Genomic DNA, 26,583 nt, shown 5'->3' with positions numbered 1-26,583 from the left:
TCCGCCCTGCTGGGGCTGTGAGCCGCCTGTCGGGTTCGAACCGACGACCTTCGCTTTACAAGTTCGATCACGTCACCGCCCCAACGCTGAACCGTTACGTCATGGGTGGCGCTCCCTCTCCGTAGGACACCGCCGCGATCCGCCTATGTCCGCCATCGTTGATGTCAGCCATGGATGTCAGCGGTGCGCCACCACTTCACCCATGGGCATGCGCGCACACGGCTCCGGAGGCCGACTGTTCCTATGACGCCTCCGCAGTTCAGAGGTGCCTGGTGAGTGGTTAACGCTCAATTGGCCCACACATAGTCCACGGTTCCGCCAAAGATCCAGCTTGAGGACGAGCCGATCCGATGTCCTTCCAACTGCTGGGATGATGGCCAGTGGGTACCGTAGGCGCCTCGATCTTGGTGCGCCGGAGGCATGCGCATCTACCTTCCTACTGAGCTTGTGACCCATTGACCTAACGACTCTTGTGCCCCCTGCCCCGGCATCCTGAGCAATGAAATAGCACTTAGGGTTTGGCCACAAAGATAAAGGTGCTACTCGCCCAAACGGCCGAAGAGTTCGGCTATGTACTCATCTGAGCCCCTGTCGTCTTTGTCACGTAGTCGACTACCATCTGGCTCATAATCATCGTCAGGCTCGTATTCGTCTTGCAAGACTTCTTCGATTCTGTCGGAAAGTTCATACAGGCCAAAATCCTCTGCCAGTGACTTCATCTCATCGAGATCGTCCGGAGGGTGGTCCTGAAGGAGTTGTTGATCCATGAAATTCTCAAACTGCCAGGCGAGATCCGGCATGTCGTCGAGATCAACATTGTCATAATGGGAGAGGTGGTTGGCGTAGTGATACCAGTCACTGGTTTTGTTGAGAGTTGACTCGAACCAAGTGTGCAGGGCTTCATGAGCTTCATTTGAAGCATCCACTTCTAGTGGATGCTGAGAAATCATTTTCAGCGTCCTTGCAGCCGCACTCTTATCACCTGTATGGCTCCGCCAGCGCACGATCAAGAGATCTATGGCGCTCCGCACCAAGGCAGGGCTGACATTCCATTCGGTGTCAACCTGCAGGTAAAATTGGATCCGATTCTCCATTTTTTCTGGAGGATCTATGAAAATTCCAGTCGGTCCATCGGTCAGTCGAACTTCAAGTTGTGTCGAGGATGGCGAGTTAATCGTCGCTGCCATGGCTTGGAGGAAGTCATTCTTGCTCCTAACCAAGGCTGCCATCAGCGAAACATTTCCTGGACGCAAGAAAGATCCGCCGCGTCCGTAGAGGAATAGTTCGCTCAGTTGCTCAAAGAAGACCGTCGACCTTATGAGCGACGCGATGATCCTTCGATCTGCGGCGATCCGGGCTAGTGCAAACTCGGTGACCGAGGGGTTAAGGTGCCGAACGAAGGTGTTTCGGTCAGCGTCTTTATGGATAACTATAAAGGTACCCTCGAGGACATCAAGGGCCTCCCGAAAGCTGGCCTCAGTAGAGACTACTCCCAGAGCCTCACACAAGGCTGTATGGGCTTCCTGAAGGTTTTCAAGGAGCACTGACCTTGGGAGAGTGCAGAGCACAATAACGAGCAGTTGTTGCTCCATTGTCAGATGCTTCTCAAACGCTACCTTCCATATTCTTTCCGGGTGGTCAAGGGTGGACTTAAATCTTTCCGGATAACCAGGTGACTCGGTGTCGAAAGCCGCGCCCGTGCAGTACTCGATTAGCCGAGGGTTATAGGAGCGGTGCTTGATGATCTCTTTGTATCCGCCCTCTGCGATCTCGCGCAGGCAGACAAGACTCACATCTGAGTGCCACAGATGATTATAGAGTATTTGGGCTCGGTCTGCCTTATTGTAAGCCTTCAATTCAAGAAGGAAATGGTACCTCAAATCAAGTTCATTGAGTCGCTCATAGTTGAGTTTCGCATCCCGAAGAATATACTCACGGGTGGTCAAAATCAGTTTCTTTGAAGATCCCCCCAATGAGATCTTTTCGATTAGATTCGATAGGCGCTTATCTTCGTTTTTGGAAAGCCGTTCGGCGAAAGTGATTTGCCCGAGGAAGTCGTCGTATAGGAATACCTGTGGAGTCTCGCGGCGCAGAGAGGTCCATGCCTCGTTAATGTCCTCGGACACCTCCACGGGCTCGTATCGCATGGAAGTGTACTCCGCTAGGAGCATCTGGGCCAAAGTTGTCTTACCGATTCCCGGTGGGCCTGAAATGAGGCACACGTTATGAGAGGCCAGGATATCCCGCGCTCTTTGATACCCTGGACTAACTACATATTTCGGCAGAGACCTTTCGATTCGTTGCCGAAGAGCCTCCGTGCGATTCGCTATATCGGAATGCAGGGCCCAGAAAAGTTGCATTCCTGTCGAGACCCAGAGCTTTGGGTGTCGCCGTTCCACTTCGCTATGTCTCGTGATGAGAGCATCTACATCCCTTCCTCCCCAAACATCTCCAGGCCCTTTCATCCAGGGTGCGAAAATTGCATGTATGCGATCCTTCTGTGATACGGACAAGTCAAAGCTGGTGATGAAAAGGTAGCGGGACGGCTTTAGGCTTTCGACCTTCTTTCTTTCCTTTCTAGCGGAGTCTAGTAGCTGAGAAAATGATGATTTACGATAGTGCTTGCATTGGGCGATGCAGGCGCCGCTAGAAATATTCCATCGCAGATCAATTCCCCCATCGGCCCCCGCAGCGAACCGCTCCACCACCGTGTCGTGTTCTGCCCCGAGGAGGTCGCCTACCAGCTCTTCGAACTCGACGTCGGACAGCACTGAGAAGTCTCGCATGAGAGACTCATAGCACGCTTTACATCTCTATAGGTGCGGGATCTGAAGAATGTGCGCGCCTCTGCTGCCACTACCTGCGAGGTCGGCGGAGCGGGTTTGGGCGGTGTCCTGCCCGGGCTGGGGTCGGGCATGGCCAGGGGGCCGTACGCTGGTTGGCAACTCGGGCAGGCTGTGGACCTGCCCGCAATGTGTCCGAGTGGCCCCCTGGGCTTGCTCGACGCGGGTCCCGGACCGGGTAGGTGCGTAAAGCCGTCGGAGCCGACCCCCAGCCACGATGGCGCCTGGTCGGCAACCATGTGGCGTGCTGCTGGTGCGCGGCCGGCGGACGCCGGGACGGAGCGGGGCGAAGACAGGAGCGGCGGCCCGGCGGGGAGCCGGGCCGCGCGCGGCGAGCGTGAGCGAGCCGCCTTGAAGTCGTAGAGAAGGTTGTTACTCAGTGGGCCTGTTGGGCTGGCGTTGGCGGTCGTGCTCGATGTCCTGGGCGACTGTCTCGGCGCATTGGATGACCATCTGAAGGTGGTTGAGCACGTCTTTGCGGGCGGCTTCGATCAGGTCTTGGTGGGTGGCCTGGTCGGTGGTGGTGTGGGGTGTCCAGAAGCCGCGGTGGCTGTGGTCGCGGACGATGTCGGCGCAGGCGCGGACGACGGCGTTCAGGGCGGCGGTGATCTCGTAGCGGTAGAGCTGGTCGTTCTCGGTGGCGCGGTCGTGGGTCATGGTTGCTGCCTGGTGAGGGGGCGGGCGGTGAGCAGGTAGCGCACGGCGTCGTCGGGGATGGTGTGGCTGTAGGGCGCGCCGTGGGCGAGGACGGTTAGCGCGTGTTCGTGGGCCTGGTCGTCGTGGAGCCATGCCAGGACGGGGCGGGCGGCTGGTGGGTCGAGCTGGTCGCTGATGTGGCGGGCCCGGGTGTGGAGCCAGCGCAGGGCGAGGCGTGGTGAGCTGGTGTGGTGGGCGGCGAGCCAGAAGGTGCGGCCGTCGTCGGGGGTGTGGGCGATCGCCTCGCACCAGTAGGCGCGGGTGCTCAGCATGGCTGGGCTGTTCGTGCGGCCGGTTGTGGTGTGGGAGTGAGCAGGGTGGCGGTCACGGTGTGGCCGCCGGGGTCGTGGTGGACGGCGACGGCTGTGGCGAGGTGGGTGACGATCTCCAGCCCTCGGCCGTGAGTGGCGTCGGCGTCGGGGTGGGTGATGCGTGGGTGTGCGGTGGCGCCGCCGGTGTCGGTGACGGCGATGGTGACCGCTTCGGCGGTGCAGGCGACGGTGACGTGGAAGGCGGGGCCGGTGGTGTGGGTGACGGCGTTGGTGGTCAGTTCGGTGACGATCAGTGCGGCGTCGTCGGCGTGGGGGCTGCCGGTGAGGATGTCGCGGGTCCAGCGGCGGGCGCGGCCGACTTCGCCCGGGAGTCTTGGGCAGGAGAGTTCCCACGTCTGCACCCAACTCGTATACTCGTCCATACAAGTTCCTTCGTGCTGGTAGGCGGCCATGGGCAGCGGGTTCGGGCTAGACGAGTTTCACGCCGTCATGCGCCCGGACGGCCGGCGGGGCTGCCGCGTTAAGGGCGTCCAGGACGCGCACGGCGTATGCCTCGTCGGTGAGTTCGGTGACTTCCTCGCGGGTGGCCCAGCGCAATGCGCGGGTCTCGTCGCCGGTGGTGGGGGCGCCGTCGATCGCCTCGCAGCGGAAGACGAGGGAGACGATCAGGCCGGTCATGTTCTTGTAGACGCCGGTCAGGGTCGCCGGGAGGGCGATCTTGATGCCGGTCTCTTCGAGGACCTCGCGCTGGAGGGCCTCGGGGATGGTCTCGCCCGGTTCGAGGACGCCGCCGGGCGGCTCCCAGTGTCCGTTGTCCCTGCGCTTGATCAGCAGGGCGCGGCCGTGGTCGTCAACGATGACTCCGGCGACGCTCACGGAGTGGGGGCGTTCGGCAGTACTCACGTTCTTGGGTCCCCTTACCTGGCTAGGCTCTCCACCGTAGCAACGACACTCAGGTGCTCGTCTAGATATCTAAAGGAGTAAAGATGGCGGCTCTCTCCCCCGGCGTTCTCGGGGCGCTGGACCCGACCAGTGACCGCGCGGTGTTTAGGCAGATCGCCGATCAGATCCGCGAGGCGATCGACAAGGGGCGGTTCACCGAGGGCGCCAAGCTGCCGTCCGAGGCGGAACTGGTCGAGCACTACGGCGTCTCGCGGATGACGGTGCGCAACTCGCTGGCCATCCTCCAGACCGAGGGCCTGGTCGTCTCCGAGCACGGCAAGGGCGTCTTCGTCCGGCCGCGTCCGCCGGTGCGGCGGCTGGCCTCGGACCGGTTCGCCCGGCGCCACCGCGAGCAGGGCAAGTCCGCGTTCCTCGTGGAGGCGGAGGCAGCCGGGAGCAAGTCGGAGGTGGACAGCTTGGAGGTCGGGGAGGAGCGGCCCAGTCAGGACATCTCCGCGCGCCTGGGCTCCCCGCGGCGGGTGCTGGCCCGGCGGCGCCGGTATCTGCTGGACGGGCGGCCGGTGGAGTTCGCCACCTCCTACCTCCCGCTCGACCTGGCGCGGAACACCCCGATCGCCCAGCCGAACCCCGGTCCGGGCGGCATCTATGCCCGGCTGGAGGAGCTGGGTCACCGCCTGGACCACTTCGACGAGGAGATCAAGGCCCGGATGCCCACGCCCCAGGAGGTGCGGACGCTGCGGCTGGCCTCCGGCGTGCCGGTGATCCACCTGGTGCGCACCGCGTACGACACCGAGGGGCGGGCGGTGGAGGTCTGCGACACGGTGATGGCCGCCGACGCCTACGTGCTGGCGTACCGGCTGCCGGCCACCTGACGCCGGGGACGGGTGGGGTGCGATGCGGTCCGGTGCGCGGCTGGTTTCGACTCGTACACCCTCAGACGCATACTCGTATAGACGAGTGGGCAAGCTCTGTGGCACAGTGGTCCGCGTTCCCAGCCGTTCCGGGATCACCTCGACGTATCTTGTCTAGACGACTAGGTGTCATGGTTCCGGTGTGTTCTTCAAGGAGAGACATTGCTGCGCACCATCCGTGTGGAGACCTCCACCGCCACGATCCTGCTCACCGAAGCTCCCGCGCCGAAGGTCCGGGACCGGCAGACCGGGGAGATCGCCAAGGACACCGTGACCGGTGAGACGCTGATGACGGTCGGCGTCGTCTACATCGACGACGGCGAGTCGGCGCTGATCCGGGTCGCCGTGCCCGAAAGCGGCATCGCCGAGGGCCTGACGCTGGGCGCTCCGGTGTCCCTGCCGGGCCTGGTGGCCAAGCCGTGGGAGAACGTCTTCAACGGCCGGCAGCGGCACGGCATCGCCTACCGGGCCGCCGCCGTCACCCCGGGCGCCGTCCCGGCCGCGGTGGGGGCCTGAGCCGTGTCGGACCTGATGACCTGGGTGGAGGTGGGCGGTCCCGTCGCCGTAGCCGGTGGCGGGGCCGCCGCCTGGGCCAAGTCCCGGCGCCCGGCGGCCTGGTGGCCGATGGCGGGCCTGCCGGTTTCGGTGGTCCGGCTGCTGGCCTCCTACGGGTCGGTGATGGACTCCTGCGGGCTGACCGTGCCGCCCTCCCGGCTGCGGATGCTGGCCACCTGGGCGACCACCCGCCGCCAGGTCCGCCCGGTGCCGCCCCGCCGGGGCCTGATCCGGCCCACCTCCACCGGCCTACGCCTGCGGCTGCGGCTGGCACCGGGCCAGGAACCGGCGGACCTGGCGGCCTCGGCCGAACGGCTCCGCCACGCCTGGGGCGTCCACGCCGTCTACGTGACGGAGGTCAAGCCGGGCACGGTCGAGCTGCGCCTGGTCGGCTTCGACGTGCTGCACCGGGTGCGGATGCCACGCAAGACCGGAGGTGACTTCCTGGCGGTGCCGGTGGCGCTGCGGCAGGACGCGACCGCCTTCGTCCGCGACTACCGCACCGTGCCGCATGAACTCGTCCTGGGCGCCACGCTGTCGGGCAAGTCCATGTACCTGCGCAACCTCATCGCGGGCCTGGCCCGGCAGCCGGTCGCGCTGGCCGGGATCGACTGCAAGCGCGGGGTGGAGCTGGCCCCGTTCGCCCCGCGCCTGTCGGCGCTGGCGACCGATCCGGAGCAGGCGGCCGAGCTGCTGCCCGTGCTGGTCAAGGAGATGGAGGACCGATACGACCTGATCAAGGCCCGGCAGGGTCTCGCCCCGGGCACCCCGGAGGAGGAGATCACCTCCGATGTCTGGGGGCTGCCGGAGGATGAGCGGCCGGTGCCGATCGTGCTGGTCGTGGACGAGGTGGCCGAGCTGTTCCTGGTCGCGACGAAGAAGGACGAGGAGCGGCGGGATGCGATGGTCACCCATCTCGTCCGGCTCGCCCAGCTCGGCCGGGCTGCCGGGATCTATCTGGAAGTGTGCGGGCAGCGCTTCGGCGCCGAGCTGGGCAAGGGCGCCACCATGCTCCGCGCCCAGCTCTCCGGCCGCATCTGCCACCGGGTGAACGACGAAGCCTCGGCGAAGATGGCGCTTGGCGACATCGCCCCCGAAGCGGTCGAGGCGGCCTGCTCCATCGCCCCGGAGCGGCCGGGTCTGGCCGTGGCCGGTGACACCTCCGGCGGCTGGTCCCGCATCCGCACCCCCTACCTGTCCCTGACCGACGCCGCCGCTGTCTGCCGACAGACGGCGCACCTCGTCCCGGACGTGCCCGCCCTCGACCCGTTCCGGCCCGCTGTTCCGGCAGTCCCGGTCGAGCGGCCGACTCCGCTGGTCGCCCCGCGACCGGTGACCGACTGAACCACCCCGCACCGACGGTCGGCGCGACCGCCTTCGCGCCATGTCCCTACCCCCGCCATGCCTGAAACCAGAAAGGAGGTGCCAAGGATGCGCCGCTACCTGACCCGGGTCGACGCCGTGCTGATTCAGGCCGTCATCGCCGGTGCGCTGTCCTTCGCGCACCTGCACGACCTGGCCGAAGCAGCCGGACAGCACGGGTGGAAAGCCTGGGCCTACCCGATCAGCGTCGACCTGCTGATGGTCGCGGCCTGGCGGCGCCTGCGCTCCGGCACCGGGACGGCGGCCGGGTGGTGCTGGTTCATCATCGCCCTGGTTGCCTCGCTCGGCGCGAACGTCGCCACCGCCGGACTCCTCGACCTGGACGACGTACCCGACTGGCTGCGCATCCTCGTCGCCGGTTGGCCGGCCGTCGCCTTCCTCGGCGGAACCCTCCTGGCGCACTCGCCACACGCTCCGGCACCGAGTGAGGCCACGCCCGAACCGCCCGCGGCTGCCGAGCCTGAGCCGGAACCGGTCCGGCCTGCTGCGCCGGAGCTCCCGGCGGCTCCCGCTGTCCCGGCCGCGCTGGTCGAGCACGCCCGGAAGGTCGCCGACGCCCACCGCGCCCGTACCGGCTCGCCCATCGACGCCGACACCCTGCGCGCCCGCCTCGGCGTCCCGCCCGCCCTGGCCGACCAGATCGCCGCCCAACTCGCCTGACAAGAAGGAGGACCCTTGCGCCCGGTCATCCGCCTCGCCCTGGAGTGCTCCGCCGAACTCACCCGCAGAAACCGCCTCGACGAAGCCATGACCGTCGCCGAAGGCGCGTTCCAGCGGGCCACCGCAGACGAACACCCCGAGATCGAACAGTGGCTCATCGACCACGCCGACGACTTCACCGGAGAGGACTGACCACCCATGCCCGCGCACCGCCGCTTCCGCCACCTCGTCCGCCTCGGCCCCGTGCAGGTCGGCACCGCCTACGACGGCCGGGGCCGCGAGAAGCACACCGCCGCCTGCACCGCCCCGCGCTGCGGCTTCTGCGCCGACTACGACAGCCGCGCCGCCGCCGAGCTGGCCGCCCGCACCCACCGCTGCCCCGTCCGCTGAAAGGAACCCACCTGCCGTGACCGTCTCCCTGCCCCTGGTCCTCGTCCTGGGCGTCATCGCCTGGGCCGCGATCAAGTTCCTCGGCATCCGCCTGTGGGTCGTCGTGGTGATCGCCCTCTTCGGCTTCTACCTCGCTGACACCTTCCTCGCCCCCGCCATCGACACCGGCACGCGCACCGGGGTTGAGGTCGTCAACGGCACCAACAAGTGAGAGGAGAACCCGCCGTGTTCCTGCGCCCACAGCTCCCCACCACACCGCACCTCCCGGCCGCCGCCGAGCAGAGCCAGCCGCCGGACTGCTCCTGCCACCCCGCCCCCGCCCGGCGCCCGATGCTGCCTGCGGCCACGACCGGCGCGGTGGCCACCGTGCTCGTCGGCGGCGTGGTGCTGACCGCGCTCCTGGCCGCCGTCGCCGTCACCGCCATATCGGTGACCGTCGCCGCGGTGGTCCTGCGCTCCCTGCTCACCACGCAGCACCACCGCTGAACAGCCGGTCGGGGCGGCTCGATACCGCCAAGCATCCCGCCGCCCCGACCGGCCTCGCCCCCTCCCCAACTCACGCCAGAGAAGGAGAAAGCCCATCATCCCCCGCACGACCTCACTACCGCCGAAAGAACTCGGCATGTTGGCCGCCTGGGGCACCCTGCCCGGCCTGGTCCGGCAGCTCTCCGGCCTCGGCGGCTGCGCGCGCCCGATCCGGCTGTCCGGCTACCGCGTCGAGCACGCCCTGGACACCACGACCGGCGAGATCGGCCCCGAACTGCACCGGCTGGACTCCACCGACCTTCCGGCCGGTCACCTGCTGGTGCGCTGCAACAACCGCCGCACCACCCGGTGCGCCACCTGCGCCGAGACCTACCGCCGCGACACCTACCAGCTCATCACCGCCGGACTGCGCGGCGGCAAGGGCACCCCCGAGCAGGTCGCCGCGCACCCGCGCGTCTTCGCCACCTTCACCGCGCCCAGCTTCGGACCGGTCCACAACCGCCCCGACTCCGGCCGCTGCCGCTGCGGCACCCGCCACCCGGCCGACGACCCGGCCCTCGGCACGCCGCTAGATCCGGAGCGGTACGACTACGAAGCGGCCGTGCTGTGGAACGCGCACGCCGGGGCCATCTGGCGGCGCTTCTCGATCTACCTGCGTCGGGAGGTCGCCAAGCGGGCCGGACTCACCCAACGGGCCTTCCGGCAGTACGCGCGGGTGTCCTTCGCCAAGGTCGCCGAGTACCAGAGGCGCGGCGCGGTCCACTTCCACGCCGTGATCCGCCTCGACGGCCCGGACGGCGGCGACTCCCCTCCCCCGCCCTGGGCCAGTGCCGAGCTGCTGACCGACGCCATCCGCGCCGCCGCGTCCACCGCCCGGATCACCGGCCCGACCCTCGACGGACGGGCGCACACCTTCGCCTTCGGCCGCCAGCTCGACGTGCGGCCGATCCGCTCGGCCGACTTCGACGGCGGCGCCGAGCTGACCGACCGGGCCGTTGCCGCGTACATCGCCAAGTACGCCACCAAGGGCGCCGAAACCGCGACCGGCACCCTGGACCGGCCGTTGAAGTTCCTCGCCGAGCTGGCCGGACTCGACCTGTCCGACCACGCCCGGCGCATGATCCGCACCGCCTGGACCCTCGGCGCGCGCAAGGACCTGGAACACCTGCGGCTGCGGGCCTGGGCGCACATGCTCGGCTTCCGCGGCCACTTCTCCACCAAGACCCGCCGCTACTCCACCACCCTCGGCACCCTCCGGCAGGCGCGCGCCGAGTGGCAGCGCCTCCAAGCCGCCCTCGCACGCGGTGAAGACCCTGCCACCGAACCGGCGGAAACCACGCTCGTCCTCGCGCACTGGGCCTTCGCCGGTACCGGCCTCACCTCGGGCGAGCAATGGCTGACCGACGCTCTCACCCCCGACACCACCAGCACGGAAGGAGAGACCGCCCATGCCTGACGAGGAACTGCTGACCGTGCCGGAGGTGATGGCGCGGCTCCGGCTCGGCCGGTCCAAGGTCTACGACCTGATCCGCTCCCGGCGCCTGCCCTCGGTCACGATCGACCGGTCCCGGCGCATCCCCGCATCGGCGGTGCGGGAGTTCATCTCTCACCGACTGGCGGAGGCCGCGTGATGGCCGGACAGCGCAAGCGCAACCCCAACGGCGCGGGCACCATCACCAAGCGGAAAGACGGCCGCTATCACGCGGCGGTCTACGTCCTCCAGCCGGACGGCACCCGCGCCCGGAAGTTCGCGTACGGCAAGACGTGGGCCGAGTGCGACACCAAGCGCCGTGAGCTGCTGGCCAAGGTCGATTCCGGCATCCCCGTGCCGACCCGGTCGGCGAAGCTCGCCGAGTGGCTGCCGTACTGGCTGGAGAACGTCATCAAGCCGAACCGGAAGCGGACGACGTACAGCAAGTACGCGATGCACGTCCGGCTCTACCTCGTGCCACTGCTCGGCTCCAAGCGGCTGGAGACGCTGAGCCCGCGCCACGTGCGGACCTTCGTCGCCGAGGTGTCCCGCAAGGCGTCTCCGGCCACCGCCAAGGAGGCTCACCGGGTGCTGCGGACTGCGCTCACCTCGGCCTGCCGTGAGGAGCTGGTGACGCGCAACGTGGCGAGCCTCGTCGAGCCGCCGAAGGTGGTCAGCCGGGAGTCGTCGCCGTGGACGCTCGACGAGACTCTGACCTTCCTGGAGGCGGCGCGGCGCGATCCGCTGTACGCGGCCTTCGTCCTGGCCGTGGCCATGGGTCTGCGGCGCGGGGAGATCCTGGGGCTGCGCTGGTCGGACGTGGACCTGGAGGGCCGCGTCCTGCGGGTCGGCAAGCAGGTTCAGCGCGTCGGCGGCGAGCTGTACGAGGACACCACCAAGACCGGCCGGGTCCGGCCGGTACCCCTCCCCCTGATCTGCCTGGCGGCGCTGCGCTGGCACCGGATGCGGCAGCGTGAGGCGGCCCGGCGGAAGGGCGAGGAGCTGTCGCCGTCCTCGTGGGTGTTCCGCACCCGCAACGGCCGTCCGATCGACCCGCAGAACATCAACCGGTCCTTCTTCCGGATCGCGGACTCGGCCGGCCTGCGGCGCATCCGGCTGCACGACGCCCGGCACGGCTGCGCGACGCTGCTCGCCGCGGCCGGGGTGGCTCCCCGCGTGGTGATGGAGATCCTCGGGCACAGCCAGATCAGCATCACCATGGATGTCTACACGCACGTGGCGCAGGACACGCAGCGGGAGGCGATCAGCCACATGGACCGGCTGCTCAGGCGCCGCCTCGATCGCGGGTGACCGCCCTCGTGGATGTCACCCGTGGATGTCAGAAGCCCCGGACCGATCATGATCCGGGGCTTCTTCCCTGTTCGGGCGTGGAGCCGCCTGTCGGGTTCGAACCGACGACCTTCGCTTTACAAGAGCGGCGCTCTACCAGCTGAGCTAAGGCGGCGTGCGCTGTCGCGCACAGGCAGTCTACCCGCATCCCGGCGCCGGTCCGCGGGGGTTTCCGGGACGGTCGCGGGAGCGGAGGGGGACGGGAAAAGTGACGGGGATGTGTCCTGGAGATGCTGACAGCGGGCCCTCCGGCGGGTTACCGTCAGCGCACGTTCGAACAGGTTCACACCTGTGGAACACGACCTTTACTCGGATCGTCCGGCACGTTCCTGCCGGTGAAGGAGACACCAGACACATGGCTACGGTCACCTACGACAAGGCGACCCGGATCTACCCGGGTTCCGAGAAGCCCGCCGTCGACCAGCTCGACATCCAGATCGAGGACGGCGAGTTCCTCGTCCTCGTCGGCCCCTCCGGCTGCGGCAAGTCCACCTCGCTGCGCATGCTCGCGGGCCTGGAGGACGTGAACGGCGGCGCCATCCGCATCGGTGACCGTGACGTCACCCACCTGCCGCCGAAGGACCGGGACATCGCGATGGTGTTCCAGAACTACGCGCTGTACCCGCACATGAGCGTCGCCCAGAACATGGGCTTCGCCCTCAAGATCGCGGGCGTGCCCAAGGACCAGATCCGCGCCAAGGTCGAGGACGCCGCCAAGATCCTGGACCTGGTGCCGTACCTGGACCGCAAGCCCAAGGCGCTCTCCGGCGGTCAGCGGCAGCGTGTGGCGATGGGCCGCGCGATCGTCCGTGAGCCGCAGGTGTTCCTCATGGACGAGCCGCTGTCGAACCTGGACGCCAAGCTCCGTGTCCAGACCCGTACGCAGATCGCCGGCCTCCAGCGCCGGCTGGGCATCACCACGGTCTACGTCACCCACGACCAGACCGAGGCCATGACCATGGGTGACCGGGTGGCCGTGCTCAAGGACGGCCTGCTGCAGCAGATCGACGCGCCGCGCCGTATGTACGACAAGCCGGCCAACCTCTTCGTCGCGGGCTTCATCGGCTCCCCGGCGATGAACCTGGTCGAGGTGCCGATCACCGACGGCGGTGTGAAGTTCGGCGGCAGCGTGGTGCCGATCGAGCGCGACGCGCTGGCCGGTGCCGTCAGCAAGGGCGACAAGACCGTCACCGTGGGCATCCGCCCCGAGCACCTGGACGTCACCAGCGACCCGAACGCCGGTCTGGCCGTCACCGTCAACGTCGTCGAGGAGCTCGGCGCCGACGGTTACGTCTACGGCACCGCCCAGGTCGACGGCGAGGCGAAGGACCTGATCGTCCGCGTCGGCGCCCGCGAGATCCCGGAGAAGGGCGCGACGATCCACGTGGTGCCGCACGCCGACGAGAGCCACGTCTTCTCCACCTCCACCGGTGAGCGCCTGGTCGACTGAGCCCGGCGGCGCCCGCACCGGCGGGCGCCGCGGAGCAGCAGCACCGGCAGGGGCCCGTACACCCGCGTGACGCGGGGGTGCGGGCCCCTGCCGCTGTCCGCACCACCCCCGGCACAGGTGTTCCGTCACCCCGCGGGGTGACGGAATGTCGCCGGATGCCCACTCCTCGCTACCATCGCAACGGCCCCGGAACCGGTCGTTCCGCCGGCCGGACTCCCCGACCGGGGACCCGTGTCCGTCCTTCGCGAGGAAGACTCCAGCAGTGAATCAGGTAGCGCGCCGTATCGGCAGAACTCTCGCCCTCGTCCTCCCGGTCGTCCTGGTCCTGTCCGGGACGCTCGCCGTCACCGCCGTCCCCTGGGCGTCCTCCGCCGGGGCCGGGGTGCTCACCGCCTCCGCCGAACGTGCCGCACCCGGCGGGCCGCCCCGGGCCCGGCACGAGGTGCTCCGGGAGAGGCTCGTCGACGAGCTCCGGCGCGAGGACCCGGGTGCCGCGCTGACGAGCCTCCAGGCGGAGATCGACCGGGACCCGTCGCTGGCGGGGCACTGCGCCGCCCTCGCCCGGGCCCTGGGCCGGGCCGCGGTGGAGAAGTACGGCTCCGCACGGCGTGCCCACGAGTTCTCCCGGCCGGTGTGCGACACCTCCTTCGCCGCGGGGATCGCCGGGAGCCGCTGACCGGCAGCACCGCCGGTTCCCGGCGTTCCCCTTCGCTCCCCCTCTTCCTCCCCCTGTTACCCGCCACTTGTGCGGGGGTGCCCGGCCGGGCACCCCCGCACAAGTGGCGGGTACCGGGCGGGTGCGGTGGCGGCTGCGCATATCGTCACGGCATGACTCTCGACGCCCAGCTCGCTCACATCCACCCGACCCAGGCCGTGGTCCTGGCCGGCGGCCAGGGATCACGGCTGCGCCCGTACACCGACGACCGGCCCAAGCCGATGGTCGAGATCCCGGGTACGGGGACGCCGATCATCGGCCACCAGCTCGCCTGGCTGGCCGCCGAGGGCGTCACCGACGCGGTGGTCTCCTGCGGGCACCTCGCCGAGGTGCTCGAGGAGTGGCTGGTGAAGGCCGAGCTGCCGCTGCGGGTGCGGACCGTCGTGGAGTCCGAGCCGCTGGGCCGCGGCGGCGGGCTGAAGTACGCCGCCGCCTCGCTCCCCCGCCCCGACGAGCCGTGGTACGCCACCAACGGCGACATCTGGACGCGTTTCTCGCTGCGCGAGATGGCCGAGTTCCACGCCGAGCGCGACGCCACCGCCACCCTCGCGCTGGCCCGGCCGCGCATTCCCTGGGGGGCCGTGGAGACCGACGAGTTCGGGCACGTCCTGGACTTCATCGAGGCGCCGCCCTCGCCCTATCTGATCAACGCGGGCATCTACGTCTTCTCCGCGGCCTTCACCGCGCTGCTGCCGGACCGCGGCGACCACGAGCGGACCACCTTCCCCCGGCTGGCGCGCGAACGCGCGCTGGCGGGCTTCCAGATCCCGCACGGCGCGTACTGGCGGGCCATCGACACCGCCAAGGACCTCAGCGAGGCGGCCCGGGAGCTCGCGGACCGGGAACGCTCCCAGGCGGCGCGGCCGTAGGGATCGCGGGGGACGGCGGTGGCCCGGCGCCGGTCCGCGCCGGGGCCAGCGCCGGGCGCGTACGGGCCGCGTCGCGGCGCCGTCGGGCCGCCGCCGCCCGGGCGTCAGCCCAGCAGGCCGCCCAGCGCACCCGGTTCGGCCTCCGGTTCGTGGCCGTCGTCCTGCGGCTGCTCCCCGCCGCCCCCGGTGCCACCGCCCGTGACGGCCTCGGCGCTGCCGCCCGTGGCGCCCCGGTCCATCCGGGGCTGCGGTTCGGACACGGCCGGCGGCGGCTCGGGCCACTGCCGCGTCGCCTCCCCGGACCGCTCCCGGCCGGGCGTGCCGGTCCGCCGCCCGGTGTCCCCGGCGCCGTCCGTGCCGTCCGTACCGCCCGGCTCCGTGCTCCTCGACCCCGGGCCGGACGGACTCGGCGGCGCCGACCCCGCCGGGCCGCCGCCCGGCAGCCGGGACTCCCGCCCCGGACCGGACGGGCCCGGGTGCCCGCCGGGGTCCCGGGGCAGCGGCGAGCCCGGCTGGTTGTTGGTCAGCGGGCCGCCGGGCTCGGGCACCGTGACGACCCGCGCGGAGCGCACCGCGCTGCCCAGCACCGAGCCGATCAGCAGCGTCAGACCGAGCACGACCGTCGCGACGACCGCGCCGCGGCGCAGCACGCGCCGCCGCAGCTCCCCCGGCTCCACCCGCGGGCCGAGCTTCCGCCAGGCATCCCCCGCCAGCCGCGAGTCCAGCGAGTAGTACGGCGCGCCCGCGATGACCAGCGGGCTCCAGGCGGCGAGCCGGAGGAGGTCGGCGGCCTCGTACACCGGGGCCGCGCGCCAGCCCGCCACCGCGAGCGCGGCGACCGACAGCAGCACCCCGCAGCCGGCCGCCGCCCGCTGCCACAGGCCCAGGAGGGTCAGGACGCCGACGACGATCTGGAGGAAGGCGGCGGTCAGCCCGGCGCCGACGGGGTGGGCGAGCACCAGCCCGTGCAGCGGCTCGGCCACCGCCCACGGCCGCATGGCGCGCAGCCAGTCGGCCAGCGAACCGGGTCCGCCGGCGGCGAGGTGGCGGGGATCGCACAGCCTGCCGATGCCGTCCTGGACGCAGATCAGGCCGAGGAGGATCCGCAGCGGCAGCAGGACGGCGCCGAGGTTCGTACGGCGGCCGGGCTGGTAGCCGTGCCGGGCGGGGCCGCGGCGGTGCGCGTCCGCACCGTCCGCGCCGTCGGTGCCGGCCGCCGGTTCCGTGCCGTCCCCGGCGGCCGGATGGTCCGGGCCGTGGGGAACGTGTGTCTCGTACGGGTCGTACGGGTCGTCCCGGTAGAGGCGGTACGGCGGCTCGCCCTCCGGGACGTCGTACGCGCCCTCGGCCGGCCGCAGCCCGTCGAGCAGCGGGCGCCCGGGCGGCCGGGGCCGGGCACCTTGGGGCGGCACGACGGCGGGAGCGGCGGGGACGACGGGGAGAGCCTGGGTGACGGCGGTGGCGGACGGCCCGCCCTGCGGGGCGGGGCCCGGCTGCGCCGGCACCCGCGGCAGCGTCCGGGTGGCGGTGGTGCCCGGACGGTGCCCGCCGTCGGTCCTGCCGTCCGTCCCGCCGTCCGCGCGGCGGAGCGCCTGGAGGAGCCGGGCGGTCCGTACGTCGCCGGGCTCGGTCCGGCCGCTCCACACCACGGGGGCGCGCCGCCGGGCCGGACGTCCGGCCGTCGCGCGCCTGACCCGGGTGGCGCCGCGCACCCCGGCCAGTCCGGTCAGCTCACCGGCGCCGGTCGTCACCAGCCGGCCGTACGGCGGCGGCGAGGCGAACTCCACCCGGAAACTGGCGTGGTTGACGGTGACCTGGGCGGGGTCGCTCGGCACCCTGACCATGGTCAGCACCGGCTCGTCCTCGAGGAAACCGCGCTGCTTCCCTCCGGGGGCCCGCCCGGGAGCCTTCCCGGGCGGGCCCCCGGAGGAGCTGCCCGAGGGACCCGGTTCGCGGTGTGTTCTGGTGTCCACGCTCATCTAACCGAGTGACGCGCGCTGAGGACACTGCCTCGGCCGCCCCGATCTGTCGGGGGCCAGTCAAGGCCGCCCGCGGCGCCCGGCGGGTGTCCGGGCGCCGCGCCGGACTACGGGCGGCGCCGGCGGGCGGCCTCGTAGAGCGCGACGCCCGCGGCGACACCGGCGTTGAGGGACTCCGCGCCGCCCGGCATCGGGATGCGCACCAGCAGGTCGCAGGTCTCGCCGACCAGCCGCGACAGCCCCTTGCCCTCGCTGCCGACCACGAGCACCAGCGGCCCGTCCAGCGCGGCCGCGTCCTGCAGTTCGACCTCGCCCTCGGCCGCCAGGCCGACCACCATCAGCCCCGCCTTCCGGTACGCCTCCAGGGCGCGGGTGAGGTTCGTGGCCCGGGCGACCGGGGTGCGGGCGGCGGTGCCGGCGGAGGTCTTCCAGGCCCCGGCGGTCATCCCGGCCGCGCGGCGCTCGGGGACGACCACCCCGTGCCCCCCGAAGGCGGCGACGGAGCGGACCACCGCGCCCAGGTTGCGCGGGTCGGTGACGCCGTCGAGGGCGACGATCAGCGGGTCCTCGCCCTCGTCGTACGCGGCGGCCGCCAGGTCCTCGGGGTGGGCGTACTCGTAGGGCGGGATCTGCAGGACCAGGCCCTGGTGGTTGAGCCCGTTGGTCATGCGGTCCAGCTCGGGGCGCGGGGCCTCCATCAGATGGATGCCGCCGCGGTCGGAGGCGAGCTGGAGCGCCTCGCGGACGCGCTCGTCGTTGTCGATGAACTGCTGCACGTACAGCGTGTTCGCCGGTACGCCCTCGCGCAGCGCCTCGACCACCGGGTTGCGGCCGACGACCAGCTCCGAGGTGCCCTTCCCGCCGCCGCGCCGGGCGGCGGGGCGGCGGGCGGCCTGCCGGGCCCGGGCGTTGGCGACGCGGTTCTTGGCGTGGCCCTTGCGCATCTCGGCGGGCGGGGTGGGGCCCCTGCCCTCCAGGCCGCGGCGCCGCTTGCCGCCGCTGCCGACCTGCGCGCCCTTCTTGTTGGACGTGCGCCGGTTAGGGCGCTGGCTGTTCCCGGCCATCGGGATCACTCATCTCTGCTTGCTGTTCTTGCTGTCGGTGGGGTCGGGGCGGGGCGCGGAGCACCGTGCGGGACGGCTCGGCGCGGGACGGCTCAGCGGGCGGTGTCCCGCGGGCCCAGTTCCCAGCGCGGTCCGGCCGGGGTGTCCTCGATGACCAGGCCCGCCCGCTGGAGCCGGTCGCGGATGGCGTCGGCGGTGGCGTAGTCCTTGCGGGCCCGGGCCGCCTGGCGCTGCTCCAGGACCAGGCCGACCAGGGAGTCCACGACCTCGGTCAGCTCCTCGCCGCGGCCGTCGCCGGTGCCGCCGGCCCACCGCTCGTCGAGCGGGTCGAGGCCGAGCACGCCCAGCATCGCCCGTACGGCGGCCAGCGCGGCGGCCACCGCGTCCTTGTCGTCCTCGGCGAGGGCGGCGTTGCCCTGCCGGACGGTGGTGTGGACGACGGCGAGCGCCTGCGGGACGCCGAAGTCGTCGTCCATCGCCGCCGCGAACTCCCCGGGCACCTCGGCCGCGGGCTCCACGGACCCGGCCCGCTCGACGGCGCGCTGCACGAAGCCCTCGATCCGGCCGTACGCGGCCTCGGCCTCGCGCAGGGCGTCCTCGCTGTACTCGATCATCGACCGGTAGTGCGGGGTGCCCAGGTAGTAACGGAGCACCACGGGGCGCCAGCGCCTGACCATCTCGGAGACGAGCACCGAGTTGCCCAGCGACTTGCTCATCTTCTCGCCGCTCATGGTCACCCAGGCGTTGTGCAGCCAGTAGGAGGCGAACTCGTCGCCGTACGCCTTCGACTGGGCGATCTCGTTCTCGTGGTGCGGGAAGACCAGGTCGACGCCGCCGCCGTGGATGTCGAAGGCGCCGCCCAGGTACTTGTGGGCCATCGCCGAGCACTCCAGGTGCCAGCCGGGGCGGCCGGGCCCCCAGGGCGTCTCCCAGCTGGGCTCGCCGGGCTTGACGGCCTTCCACAGCGCGAAGTCGCGCGGGTCCCGCTTGCCGGTCTCGCCCTCGCCGGCGGGCTGCCGCAGGTCCGCGAGGTCCTGGTTGGACAGCGCGAGGTAGCCGGGGAAGGAGCGCACGTCGAAGTAGACGTTGCCGTCGGCGGCGTAGGCGTGGCCGCGGTCGATGAGGGCGCGCATCATCCCGACCATCTCGGGGACGTGGCCGGTGGCGCGCGGCTCGTAGGTGGGCGGCAGGCAGCCGAGGACGGTGTAGGCGTCGCCGAAGGCGCGCTCGTTGGCGTAGCCGATCGCCCACCAGGGGCGGTCCTGCTCGGCGGACTTGGCGATGATCTTGTCGTCGATGTCCGTGACGTTGCGGACGAACGTCACCTCGTAGCCGCGGTACTCGAACCAGCGGCGCATGATGTCGAAGTTCAGCCCCGACCGGATGTGCCCGATGTGCGGGGGCGCCTGCACGGTCGCGCCGCACAGGTAGATCGAGACGCGGCCCGGCGTGAGCGGGGTGAAGTCGCGGATCTGCCGGGCGCTGGTGTCGTACAGGCGAAGAGTCACGCGTCAAAGGGTAGTCGGAAAAGCGGGCCGTCCGGTGCCGGACGGCCCGTGCTTTCCGGCCGCCCCGGCCGCTCCCCGGCGGGGCGGGGGCGGGTGCCCGGACGGCGGGTGCCCGGACGGCGAGCGCTCAGACGAGGCCGCCCATGCCGGTGACCCGCTCGGGGGTGACGCGGACGACGACGCGCTCGGCGTCCCGGCCCGCGGCCGGGTTGAAGTCGGCGTACCGCTTGCCGGTGTACTTCACCGACAGCTCGTCGATCAGCTCCTGCCCGCCCTCGGTGGTCAGGGTGGCGGCGCCGCGGATCTCGGCGTACTCGTACGGCGAGTCCGGGTCCTGGACGACGACCGAGACGCGCGGGTCGCGCTCGATGTTCCTGGTCTTGCGCCGGTCCACGGTGGTGCAGATCAGCACGGCGTCGCCGTCCCGCTTGGCCCACACCGGCGAGACCTGCGGCCGGCCGTCGGGCTGGACGGTGGCGACGCTGACGAAGACGGGCTTGTCGAGGAGCTGCTTGAGGTTGTCCGACAGTACGGCTGCCACGGGAACGTCCCTTTCCCTTCGGGGGCGGCTGAATCCGGTCCCTGCCGGCCCCCCACGGGTGCCTCGGGGACCCGGCTCCCACCCTCCCCGTCCCGTCTGCGGCGGCGGAGCCGCCACGCCCGCCGGATACGCCGCACGGCCCAGCGGCTCCCGGCCCCGGGGTGATCCGGCGGTGCCGGCCGACGGCCCGGCCCGGCCCGAGTACCTCCCCAGGCCCCCCGGGCCGAGGGGTGGGGCATCCCCAGGCCCCCGGAGCCGAGGGGTGGGGCATCCCCAGGCCCCCCGGGCCGAGGGGTGGGGCATCCCCAGGCCCCCCGGGCCGAGGGGTGGGGCATCCCCAGGCCCCCCGGGCCGAGGGGTGGGGCATCCCCAGGCCCCCCGGGCCGAGGGGACGCGCTCGCCCCCCGGAAGCCGCAGGCGACCGGCCCTGCCCGGGCTTCCGCCCGGCGCGGCACGGGGTACCTCCCGGCCGGAGGCCAGGGGAGGGCCGGGGCGGCGAGCGGGGCGGACCCCGGCTCGCGCGGCACTACCCGCGGCGGACGACCAGTGCCGTCGCCACGGCCGCCAGCCCCTCGCCGCGGCCGGTCAGACCCAGCCCGTCGGTGGTCGTCCCGGAGACGGACACGGGCGCGCCGACCGCCGCCGAGAGCGCCGCCCGCGCCTCCTCGCGCCGCCTGCCGATCTTGGGTCGTACGCCGATGACCTGGATCGCCACGTTGCCGATCCCGTACCCCGCGTCCCGTACGATCCGGGCCGCCTCGGTGAGCAGGGTCACGCCCGAGGCGCCGGACCACTCGGGGCGGCCGGTGCCGAAGTGGGCGCCGAGATCGCCCAGGCCGGCGGCGGAGAACAGCGCGTCGCAGGCGGCGTGCGCGGCGACGTCGCCGTCGGAGTGCCCGGCCAGGCCGTACTCCTCGCCCTCCCAGCGCAGTCCCGCGCACCACAGTTCGCGGCCCTTCTCGAAGGCGTGCACATCCGTGCCGATCCCGACCAGGGGCAGGGGCGGCGGGGGATCAGTAGCCATCGGTGGCCCTCCGGCGGGCGAGTACGGCCTCGGCGAGCACGAGGTCCAGCGGGCGGGTCACCTTGAACGCCTCCTCGTGGCCGGGCACCAGCACCACGGGCACGCCCAGCCGCTCGACCAGCCCGGCGTCGTCGGTGGCGCCCTCGCCCTCCTCCGGAGCCCCCGCGGCGCGCTCGTGCGCCTTGAGGAGCACCGCACGGTCGAAGCCCTGCGGGGTCTGCACGGCGCGCAGCAGGGAGCGTTCGGGGGTGTCCGTCACCGGCTCGGGCTCCCCGGGCGCCACCCCGGGCGCGATCCGCTTGACGGTGTCCGCGACGGGCAGCGCCGGTACGACGGCGGGCGCCCCGGCGCGTACGGCGGCGGCCACCGCCTCCACGGTCTCCACGGGGACCAGCGGCCGGGCCGCGTCGTGGACGAGGACCACGTCGATGCCGTCGGCCAGTACGGCCAGCCCCAGGGCGACCGACTCCTGCCGGTTGGCACCGCCGGGAACGACCGTCACGTCGGTGGAGTCCGCGGAACCGGGCAGCGGGTGCTCGTCCAGCAGGGTGCGGACGGCCGCGGCACCGTCCGGCGGGGCGACGACGACCACCTGGGAGACGGTCCGGGCACGGGCCACCGCCCGGACGGCGTGGACGAGCATCGGGGTGCCGCCGAGGGGCCGCAGCGCCTTGGGGGCGCCGTGGCCGAGCCGTACGCCGCGGCCGGCGGCGGGGACGACCACGGCGGTGCGGCCGGTGGCGGACATCGGATTGTCTGGCATTGCTTGCACGTTCAGGTTTGTGTCCTCGGCGCGGTTGGGTATGGCATTCAGCGTGCCGGGCGCGACGTCCCGATCGGCCCCTTCCGTGACGACCGTTCGTGCAGCCGCCCGGGCCCGGCACCTCAGCACCGAAGCAGGCCGGGACGGCCTGGAAGTGGCCGCGAGCCCTCGGCACGGGGGCATTCGAGGTGACTTCACGGTCCGGCCGCGAAGGCCCGCGGCCGTGCGGAGTTCCTCGGCCGCCGGTTTCCTCACCCGGAGATGCCGCAGCGCCCGGTGGTGGACCGCACGTCCTCACCCGGGCACCGCGGCATTCTTCACGGTGTTCACGGTTCACGTTCGCTTCGCGGCACGTCGGGCGGTGTACGTACCCGCCGGGCCGGCTGGTCACCTGCGTACCGCCGCGGGGGCGGCCGTACGCCCGCCGCGTCCGTCCGGTCCCGCGCGCCGGATCACGGACCGGGTCCCGGAGGAGCTCCGGAGAGCCGGCTCCTGTCGGGGCCCCGCGGTTCGGCGGGCCGGGCCGGCCGGATCAGGAGGCCGCCGGATCGGTCAGGAGGCCAGGACCTCGTCGAGCAGCGTCTCCGCCTTGTCCTCGTTGGTGTTCTCCGCGAGAGCCAGTTCGCTCACCAGGATCTGGCGGGCCTTGGCGAGCATCCGCTTCTCACCCGCGGAGAGCCCGCGCTCGCGCTCGCGGCGCCACAGGTCGCGCACGACTTCGGCAACCTTGATCACATCGCCGGACGCGAGCTTCTCCAGGTTCGCCTTGTAACGCCGGGACCAGTTGGTCGGCTCCTCGGCGTAAGGCGCTCGGAGCACCTCGAAGACCCGGTCGAGGCCGTCCTGGCCAACCACGTCACGCACACCGACGAGCTCCGCGTTTTCCGCCGGTACGCGCACCTCCAGGTCGCCCTGCGCGACCTTCAGAACCAAGTAGGTCTTGTCCACGCCTTTGATCTGACGAGTTTCGATGGCCTCGATCAGCGCGGCCCCGTGATGGGGATAGACCACGGTGTCGCCAACCTTGAACGTCATGTGACAGGTACCCCTTCCGTGGCTATCCAGAGTAACACGAGAACGCTCTCTTCTGAATGGCGTTTTCGCAGGTCAGGGCGCATCTCGGGGCTTGACAACAGCGACCGGATCGTGCTGCGAGGGGGTTCCGGAAGCGCGAATTCGCAGGTGGGAGGGGATCCGCGCGCGGGAGGAATCGGGTGCGTCGCCGCCCCACGGGAGGCCTGCCGAAACGCCCGTACGTCCGTTTTGCCGGATTGTCTCGGGCGGCCGAACGGACCCCGTCCAATTGATCAGCCCAGCCGGGGCGCACACCCGGGGGTCGTTTTCCGGCGAACCTCCGCGAGGCCTTCCGCCGGATCTTCCGGAGCCCTTCCCGGCGGGCTTCCGGGGAATGCGCGTAATCGTCCGCACCGGCCCGCCGCGATATTCCGCGAGGTACCGGACACCGCCGCTCCGCCGCCGTGAGCGGGCCCCCGGCACCCCTGGCCGCCCCCGCCGGGGGCGGCCCGGCTGCGGGAACGCCCGCGGGGGTCGGTACGCTGAGGCTCGCCCACAGAACCACTCACCGCCAGTAGGAGTAGCCGCCGCCGTGAGCAGCAGCCTTCGACGCGGCGCCCTCGCCGCCACCGCCCTCGCGCTCTCGATCGCGACCCTGACCGCCTGCGGAGCCGGGCCGAACGCCCAGAGCCTGACCATCAGGCCCGACAACGCCTCGGCCACCGTCGAGGACCTCAAGCTCCAGAACGTGAACATCGTCACCTCGGAGGACGGCGAGTCCGGCCGCGCGGCCGTCACCGCCCGCATCTTCAACGGCGGCACCGAGGACGAGACGCTGGAGTCCATCACCATCGGCGGCTCCGACACGGCCGTGGAGCTGACCCCGGCCGAGGGCGGGGAGCTGACCGTCCCGGCCGGCGGCTCCCTGGCACTCGGCGGCGAGGACAACGCCACCGCGATCGTCGAGGACGTCGAGCAGGCGGGCATCCGGCAGGGCGACGCCCAGTCGCTCGTCTTCGAGTTCGGGTCGACCGGCCGGGTGGAGCTGCGCGCCACCGTGGTCCCGGCGACCGGCCCCTGGGAGGGCTACGGTCCCGGCGCCGCTCCGGAGGAGACCCAGGAGCCGGGCGACGGGTCCACCGCCGAGCCCGGCCAGGAGGAGGACGACCCCGACGGCCAGGACGAGGGCGCGAACGACAGCGGGGACGACGGCACCCAGGGCGAGATCGGCAACTCCCAGGAGGAGCAGAACGACTGACGGCCGGTGACCGGCGGCGACCGCGGCCGCCGGTCACCCGGACGAGTGGCATGCCGGTGGGGCCGCCCCGTTCGGGGCGGCCCCACCGGCATGCCACTCACTCACCGGACAGCGGCCCGGGGCCCTGTCACGGCCGGTACCGTCACGGCTCGAACTTGTAGCCCAGCCCCCGCACCGTCACCAGGTAGCGCGGCGCGCCCGGGTCCGGCTCGATCTTGGCGCGCAGCCGCTTGACGTGCACGTCAAGCGTCTTGGTGTCGCCGACGTAGTCCGCGCCCCAGACCCGGTCTATGAGCTGCATCCGGGTGAGCACCCGCCCGGCATTGCGCAGCAGCATCTCCAGCAGGTCGAACTCCTTCAGCGGCAGGTCGATCTTGGTGCCGCCGACCGTCACCACGTGCCGGTCCACGTCCATCCGAACCGGTCCGGCCTCCAGCGCCGCCGGGGCGGCCTCCTCCGGCTCGCCGCGCCGCCGCAGCACGGCCCGGATGCGGGCCACCAGCTCCCGCGAGGAGAACGGCTTGGTGACGTAGTCGTCGGCTCCTATCTCCAGACCGACGACCTTGTCGATCTCACTGTCCTTGGCGGTCACCATGATGACCGGGACGTTCGAACGGCCGCGGAGCTGCCGGCAGACCTCGGTGCCGGGCAGCCCCGGCAGCATCAGGTCCAGCAGCACCAGATCGGCGCCGTTGCGCTCGAACTCCTCCAGGCCGTCCGGGCCCGTGGCCGCGACGGCCACCTCGAAACCTTCCTTGCGCAGCATGTACGACAGTGCGTCGCTGAACGATTCCTCGTCCTCGACGACGAGCACTCGGGTCACGGGAGGACCTCCGGGGCGGGTGCGGAATGGTGGTTGTCGGACTCATGGGGGGTTCGAGTGTCGTCTCGGGGGCGGTCGCGGACCGTGGCGGACGCACGGCCGGTGCCGTACGGCCGCGCGGTGCCCGGACCGCCCGGTTCGTCGGTTCCACCGGGTCCGCCGGCGGAGTCGTCCGGGCCGCCCGGGTGCGGGAGGCCCCTGCGGCCGGGGCCGCCGGGGTTCTCGGCGGCCCTGGCGTCCACGGGTTCGTCGATGTCGTCGAGGCCGTCGAGGCCGTCGAGGTCGTCGAGGTCGTCGAGGTCGTCCACGTCGGACGGCTCGCGCAGCGCGCCGCCCACCCGCTCCCGCTCGCGTCGCCGGGCCTCGGCGCGCTCCCGCGCGCTCCCGGCCTCCGGCAGCCGCAGGGTGAAGGTGGAGCCCTGCCCCTCCGCGCTCCACACGGTGACCTCCCCGCCGTGCGAGGCGGCCACGTGCTTGACGATGGCCAGCCCCAGGCCGGTGCCGCCGGTGGCCCGGGAGCGGGCCGGATCGACGCGGTAGAACCGCTCGAAGATCCGGTCCTTGTCCCTGTCGGAGATCCCGATGCCCTGGTCGGTCACCGCGATCTCGATCATGTCCCCGCCGGGTGCGGCCACCCGGCGGCCGGAGATGCCCACCCGGGTGCGGGAGGGCGAGTAGTTGACGGCGTTCTCGACGAGGTTGCCGAGCGCCGCCGCGAGCTGGCCGCGGTTGCCCCACACGTGCAGGCCGGCGGTGCCGCCGGTGGCCATGGTGATCTGCTTGGCGCCCGCCGGCTGGCGGCAGCGGTCGATGGCCTCGGCCACCAGCTCGTCCACCCGTACCGGCTCGGAGTCCTCCAGCGGGTTGTCGTTCTGCACCCGGGAGAGGTCGATCAGCTCCTGGACGAGGTTGGTGAGCCGGGTCGCCTCCTTCTGCATGCGCCCGGCGAAGCGCTGCACCGCCTCGGGGTCGTCGGCGGCGTCCATGACCGTCTCCGACAGCAGCGACAGCGCGCCGACCGGGGTCTTCAGCTCGTGGCTGACGTTCGCCACGAAGTCGCGGCGCACCGCCTCGATGCGCCGGGCCTCGGTCATGTCCTCCACCAGCAGCAGCACCAGCCGGGAGCCGAGCGGCGCGACCCGCGCGGAGACGGCCAGCGCCTCGCCGCGGCCGGTGCCGCGCCGCGGCACGTCCAGGTCGGTCTGGCGGATCTCGCCGTCGCGGCGGGTGGCGCGGGCCATCTGGAGCATCGGCTCCACCGTCAGCCTCCCGCCGCGCACCAGCCCGAGGGCGTAGGCCGCCGAGCTCGCCTTGACCACGGCGTCGGACTCGTCGAGCACCACGGCCGAGGAGCGCAGCACCGACAGCACGGTGTCCACGCCGGGCGGCAGGACGGCCTCGTTGTGCAGGGAGGTGCGCGTGGGACGGGTCTGCTCCCGCTCGCTCCAGCGGAACGCGAGTACGGCGATCACGCCGGTGCACACCCCGACGATCGCTGCCACTGCGGCGACCGCCGCGTTCACGTCCATGTGTCCAGATTAAGCGGGCCCCGGAAGCCCTCCACAGCCGTTCGGACCCCCACTCGAACACTCGTCTCCGAGAGTTCACGTCGGTGTCGGTGCTGATTCACCTGGGTGGACGGAAGCGGACGCGTT

29 protein-coding genes and 1 tRNA gene are annotated in these 26,583 nt (G+C 71.3%); 15 read left to right on the top strand and 15 right to left on the bottom strand.

The window, feature by feature from the left end; all coding sequences use genetic code 11:
- Positions 1 to 539 precede the first annotated feature (539 nt).
- From V1L54_RS23395 to V1L54_RS23375, 5 genes are all read right to left on the bottom strand, one after another.
- Positions 540 to 2,786 carry an nSTAND3 domain-containing NTPase gene (locus V1L54_RS23395; RefSeq protein WP_330120072.1) on the bottom strand — a complete coding sequence of 749 codons (2,247 nt, stop codon included), beginning with the start codon at positions 2,784 to 2,786 and terminating at the stop codon, positions 540 to 542.
- A gap of 429 nt (positions 2,787 to 3,215) precedes the next feature.
- On the bottom strand, positions 3,216 to 3,500 hold the full coding sequence (locus V1L54_RS23390; protein ID WP_330120071.1) for a hypothetical protein: 285 nt from the start codon (positions 3,498 to 3,500) through the stop codon (positions 3,216 to 3,218).
- Positions 3,497 to 3,811, bottom strand: coding sequence for a hypothetical protein (locus tag V1L54_RS23385; RefSeq protein ID WP_330120070.1), 315 nt, complete (start codon positions 3,809 to 3,811; stop codon positions 3,497 to 3,499). The genes V1L54_RS23390 and V1L54_RS23385 overlap by 4 nt, the downstream gene beginning before the upstream one ends.
- Complete coding sequence (locus V1L54_RS23380; RefSeq protein ID WP_330120069.1) at positions 3,805 to 4,233, bottom strand: ATP-binding protein; 429 nt, start codon at positions 4,231 to 4,233, stop codon at positions 3,805 to 3,807. Before V1L54_RS23380 ends, V1L54_RS23385 begins: the two co-directional genes overlap by 7 nt.
- A gap of 46 nt (positions 4,234 to 4,279) precedes the next feature.
- A complete protein-coding gene (locus V1L54_RS23375; RefSeq protein ID WP_330120120.1) occupies positions 4,280 to 4,687 on the bottom strand; it encodes an NUDIX hydrolase in 408 nt (135 codons plus the stop codon).
- Between the two features lie 110 nt (positions 4,688 to 4,797).
- Between V1L54_RS23375 and V1L54_RS23370 the strand changes: the two genes are divergently transcribed.
- The 11 genes from V1L54_RS23370 (at position 4,798) to V1L54_RS23320 (ending at position 11,881) form a co-directional block, all read left to right on the top strand.
- Positions 4,798 to 5,586 (top strand): GntR family transcriptional regulator, encoded by a 789-nt coding sequence (locus V1L54_RS23370; RefSeq protein ID WP_330120068.1) that lies wholly within the window; start codon positions 4,798 to 4,800, stop codon positions 5,584 to 5,586.
- A gap of 204 nt (positions 5,587 to 5,790) precedes the next feature.
- Entirely contained in the window at positions 5,791 to 6,141 is a 351-nt protein-coding gene (locus V1L54_RS23365) for an SCO3933 family regulatory protein (RefSeq protein ID WP_330120119.1), read from the top strand.
- Positions 6,142 to 6,144: 3 nt separating this feature from the next.
- Positions 6,145 to 7,524: an FtsK/SpoIIIE domain-containing protein gene (locus V1L54_RS23360; RefSeq protein WP_330120067.1), complete on the top strand. Its 1,380-nt coding sequence runs from the start codon at positions 6,145 to 6,147 to the stop codon at positions 7,522 to 7,524.
- Positions 7,525 to 7,611: 87 nt separating this feature from the next.
- Positions 7,612 to 8,223 carry a DUF2637 domain-containing protein gene (locus tag V1L54_RS23355; protein ID WP_330120066.1) on the top strand — a complete coding sequence of 204 codons (612 nt, stop codon included), beginning with the start codon at positions 7,612 to 7,614 and terminating at the stop codon, positions 8,221 to 8,223.
- 15 nt (positions 8,224 to 8,238) lie between these two features.
- Positions 8,239 to 8,415 (top strand): hypothetical protein, encoded by a 177-nt coding sequence (locus V1L54_RS23350; RefSeq protein WP_199185704.1) that lies wholly within the window; start codon positions 8,239 to 8,241, stop codon positions 8,413 to 8,415.
- A 6-nt stretch (positions 8,416 to 8,421) separates the two neighbouring features.
- On the top strand, positions 8,422 to 8,613 hold the full coding sequence (locus tag V1L54_RS23345; protein WP_330120065.1) for a mobile element transfer protein: 192 nt from the start codon (positions 8,422 to 8,424) through the stop codon (positions 8,611 to 8,613).
- A gap of 16 nt (positions 8,614 to 8,629) precedes the next feature.
- Complete coding sequence (locus V1L54_RS23340; protein ID WP_330120064.1) at positions 8,630 to 8,824, top strand: hypothetical protein; 195 nt, start codon at positions 8,630 to 8,632, stop codon at positions 8,822 to 8,824.
- A 14-nt stretch (positions 8,825 to 8,838) separates the two neighbouring features.
- The gene (locus tag V1L54_RS23335) at positions 8,839 to 9,099 is read left to right on the top strand and encodes a SpdD protein (RefSeq protein WP_330120063.1); all 261 of its coding nucleotides are present in this window, start codon (positions 8,839 to 8,841) and stop codon (positions 9,097 to 9,099) included.
- 136 nt (positions 9,100 to 9,235) lie between these two features.
- A complete protein-coding gene (locus V1L54_RS23330) occupies positions 9,236 to 10,555 on the top strand; it encodes a replication initiator (RefSeq protein WP_330120062.1) in 1,320 nt (439 codons plus the stop codon).
- Positions 10,548 to 10,730, top strand: coding sequence for a helix-turn-helix domain-containing protein (locus tag V1L54_RS23325; protein WP_330120061.1), 183 nt, complete (start codon positions 10,548 to 10,550; stop codon positions 10,728 to 10,730). The genes V1L54_RS23330 and V1L54_RS23325 overlap by 8 nt, the downstream gene beginning before the upstream one ends.
- Positions 10,730 to 11,881 (top strand): tyrosine-type recombinase/integrase, encoded by a 1,152-nt coding sequence (locus tag V1L54_RS23320; RefSeq protein ID WP_330120060.1) that lies wholly within the window; start codon positions 10,730 to 10,732, stop codon positions 11,879 to 11,881. The genes V1L54_RS23325 and V1L54_RS23320 overlap by 1 nt, the downstream gene beginning before the upstream one ends.
- A 78-nt stretch (positions 11,882 to 11,959) precedes the next feature.
- Here V1L54_RS23320 and V1L54_RS23315 read toward each other — a convergent pair.
- A tRNA-Thr gene (locus V1L54_RS23315) sits at positions 11,960 to 12,035 on the bottom strand.
- A gap of 240 nt (positions 12,036 to 12,275) precedes the next feature.
- Between V1L54_RS23315 and V1L54_RS23310 the strand changes: the two genes are divergently transcribed.
- From V1L54_RS23310 to V1L54_RS23300, 3 genes are all read left to right on the top strand, one after another.
- Positions 12,276 to 13,370: an ABC transporter ATP-binding protein gene (locus V1L54_RS23310; RefSeq protein ID WP_330120059.1), complete on the top strand. Its 1,095-nt coding sequence runs from the start codon at positions 12,276 to 12,278 to the stop codon at positions 13,368 to 13,370.
- A 262-nt stretch (positions 13,371 to 13,632) separates the two neighbouring features.
- Positions 13,633 to 14,046 (top strand): hypothetical protein, encoded by a 414-nt coding sequence (locus tag V1L54_RS23305; protein WP_330120058.1) that lies wholly within the window; start codon positions 13,633 to 13,635, stop codon positions 14,044 to 14,046.
- 152 nt (positions 14,047 to 14,198) lie between these two features.
- Positions 14,199 to 14,954 (top strand): nucleotidyltransferase family protein, encoded by a 756-nt coding sequence (locus V1L54_RS23300; RefSeq protein WP_330120057.1) that lies wholly within the window; start codon positions 14,199 to 14,201, stop codon positions 14,952 to 14,954.
- A 104-nt stretch (positions 14,955 to 15,058) separates the two neighbouring features.
- Here V1L54_RS23300 and V1L54_RS23295 read toward each other — a convergent pair whose 3' ends face one another.
- From V1L54_RS23295 to V1L54_RS23265, 7 genes are all read right to left on the bottom strand, one after another.
- Positions 15,059 to 16,933, bottom strand: a complete 1,875-nt coding sequence (locus V1L54_RS23295) for a DoxX family protein (protein ID WP_330120056.1) — start codon at positions 16,931 to 16,933, stop codon at positions 15,059 to 15,061.
- A 107-nt stretch (positions 16,934 to 17,040) separates the two neighbouring features.
- Positions 17,041 to 17,997: a 23S rRNA (guanosine(2251)-2'-O)-methyltransferase RlmB gene (gene rlmB / locus V1L54_RS23290; protein ID WP_330120055.1), complete on the bottom strand. Its 957-nt coding sequence runs from the start codon at positions 17,995 to 17,997 to the stop codon at positions 17,041 to 17,043.
- A 92-nt stretch (positions 17,998 to 18,089) separates the two neighbouring features.
- Positions 18,090 to 19,505: a cysteine--tRNA ligase gene (cysS, locus tag V1L54_RS23285; protein ID WP_330120054.1), complete on the bottom strand. Its 1,416-nt coding sequence runs from the start codon at positions 19,503 to 19,505 to the stop codon at positions 18,090 to 18,092.
- A 127-nt stretch (positions 19,506 to 19,632) separates the two neighbouring features.
- Positions 19,633 to 20,046, bottom strand: coding sequence for a PPOX class F420-dependent oxidoreductase (locus V1L54_RS23280; protein WP_330120053.1), 414 nt, complete (start codon positions 20,044 to 20,046; stop codon positions 19,633 to 19,635).
- Between the two features lie 526 nt (positions 20,047 to 20,572).
- Positions 20,573 to 21,070 carry a 2-C-methyl-D-erythritol 2,4-cyclodiphosphate synthase gene (gene ispF / locus V1L54_RS23275; RefSeq protein ID WP_330120052.1) on the bottom strand — a complete coding sequence of 166 codons (498 nt, stop codon included), beginning with the start codon at positions 21,068 to 21,070 and terminating at the stop codon, positions 20,573 to 20,575.
- Positions 21,060 to 21,833 carry a 2-C-methyl-D-erythritol 4-phosphate cytidylyltransferase gene (ispD, locus tag V1L54_RS23270; protein ID WP_330120051.1) on the bottom strand — a complete coding sequence of 258 codons (774 nt, stop codon included), beginning with the start codon at positions 21,831 to 21,833 and terminating at the stop codon, positions 21,060 to 21,062. Before ispD ends, ispF begins: the two co-directional genes overlap by 11 nt.
- A gap of 552 nt (positions 21,834 to 22,385) precedes the next feature.
- The gene (locus tag V1L54_RS23265; RefSeq protein WP_093658831.1) at positions 22,386 to 22,868 is read right to left on the bottom strand and encodes a CarD family transcriptional regulator; all 483 of its coding nucleotides are present in this window, start codon (positions 22,866 to 22,868) and stop codon (positions 22,386 to 22,388) included.
- 571 nt (positions 22,869 to 23,439) lie between these two features.
- Between V1L54_RS23265 and V1L54_RS23260 the strand changes: the two genes are divergently transcribed.
- Positions 23,440 to 24,105: a hypothetical protein gene (locus V1L54_RS23260; RefSeq protein ID WP_330120050.1), complete on the top strand. Its 666-nt coding sequence runs from the start codon at positions 23,440 to 23,442 to the stop codon at positions 24,103 to 24,105.
- A 142-nt stretch (positions 24,106 to 24,247) separates the two neighbouring features.
- Here the strand turns inward: V1L54_RS23260 and phoP are convergent, their stop codons facing one another.
- Entirely contained in the window at positions 24,248 to 24,919 is a 672-nt protein-coding gene (phoP, locus tag V1L54_RS23255; protein WP_503676905.1) for a two-component system response regulator PhoP, read from the bottom strand.
- A 5-nt stretch (positions 24,920 to 24,924) separates the two neighbouring features.
- Positions 24,925 to 26,457 (bottom strand): sensor histidine kinase, encoded by a 1,533-nt coding sequence (locus V1L54_RS23250; protein ID WP_330120049.1) that lies wholly within the window; start codon positions 26,455 to 26,457, stop codon positions 24,925 to 24,927.
- Between the last annotated feature and the right edge of the window lie 126 nt (positions 26,458 to 26,583).

The organism is Streptomyces rubellus (assembly GCF_036323805.1).
GTDB lineage: Bacteria > Actinomycetota > Actinomycetes > Streptomycetales > Streptomycetaceae > Streptomyces.
This window is presented reverse-complemented; position numbering and strand designations above follow the sequence as displayed.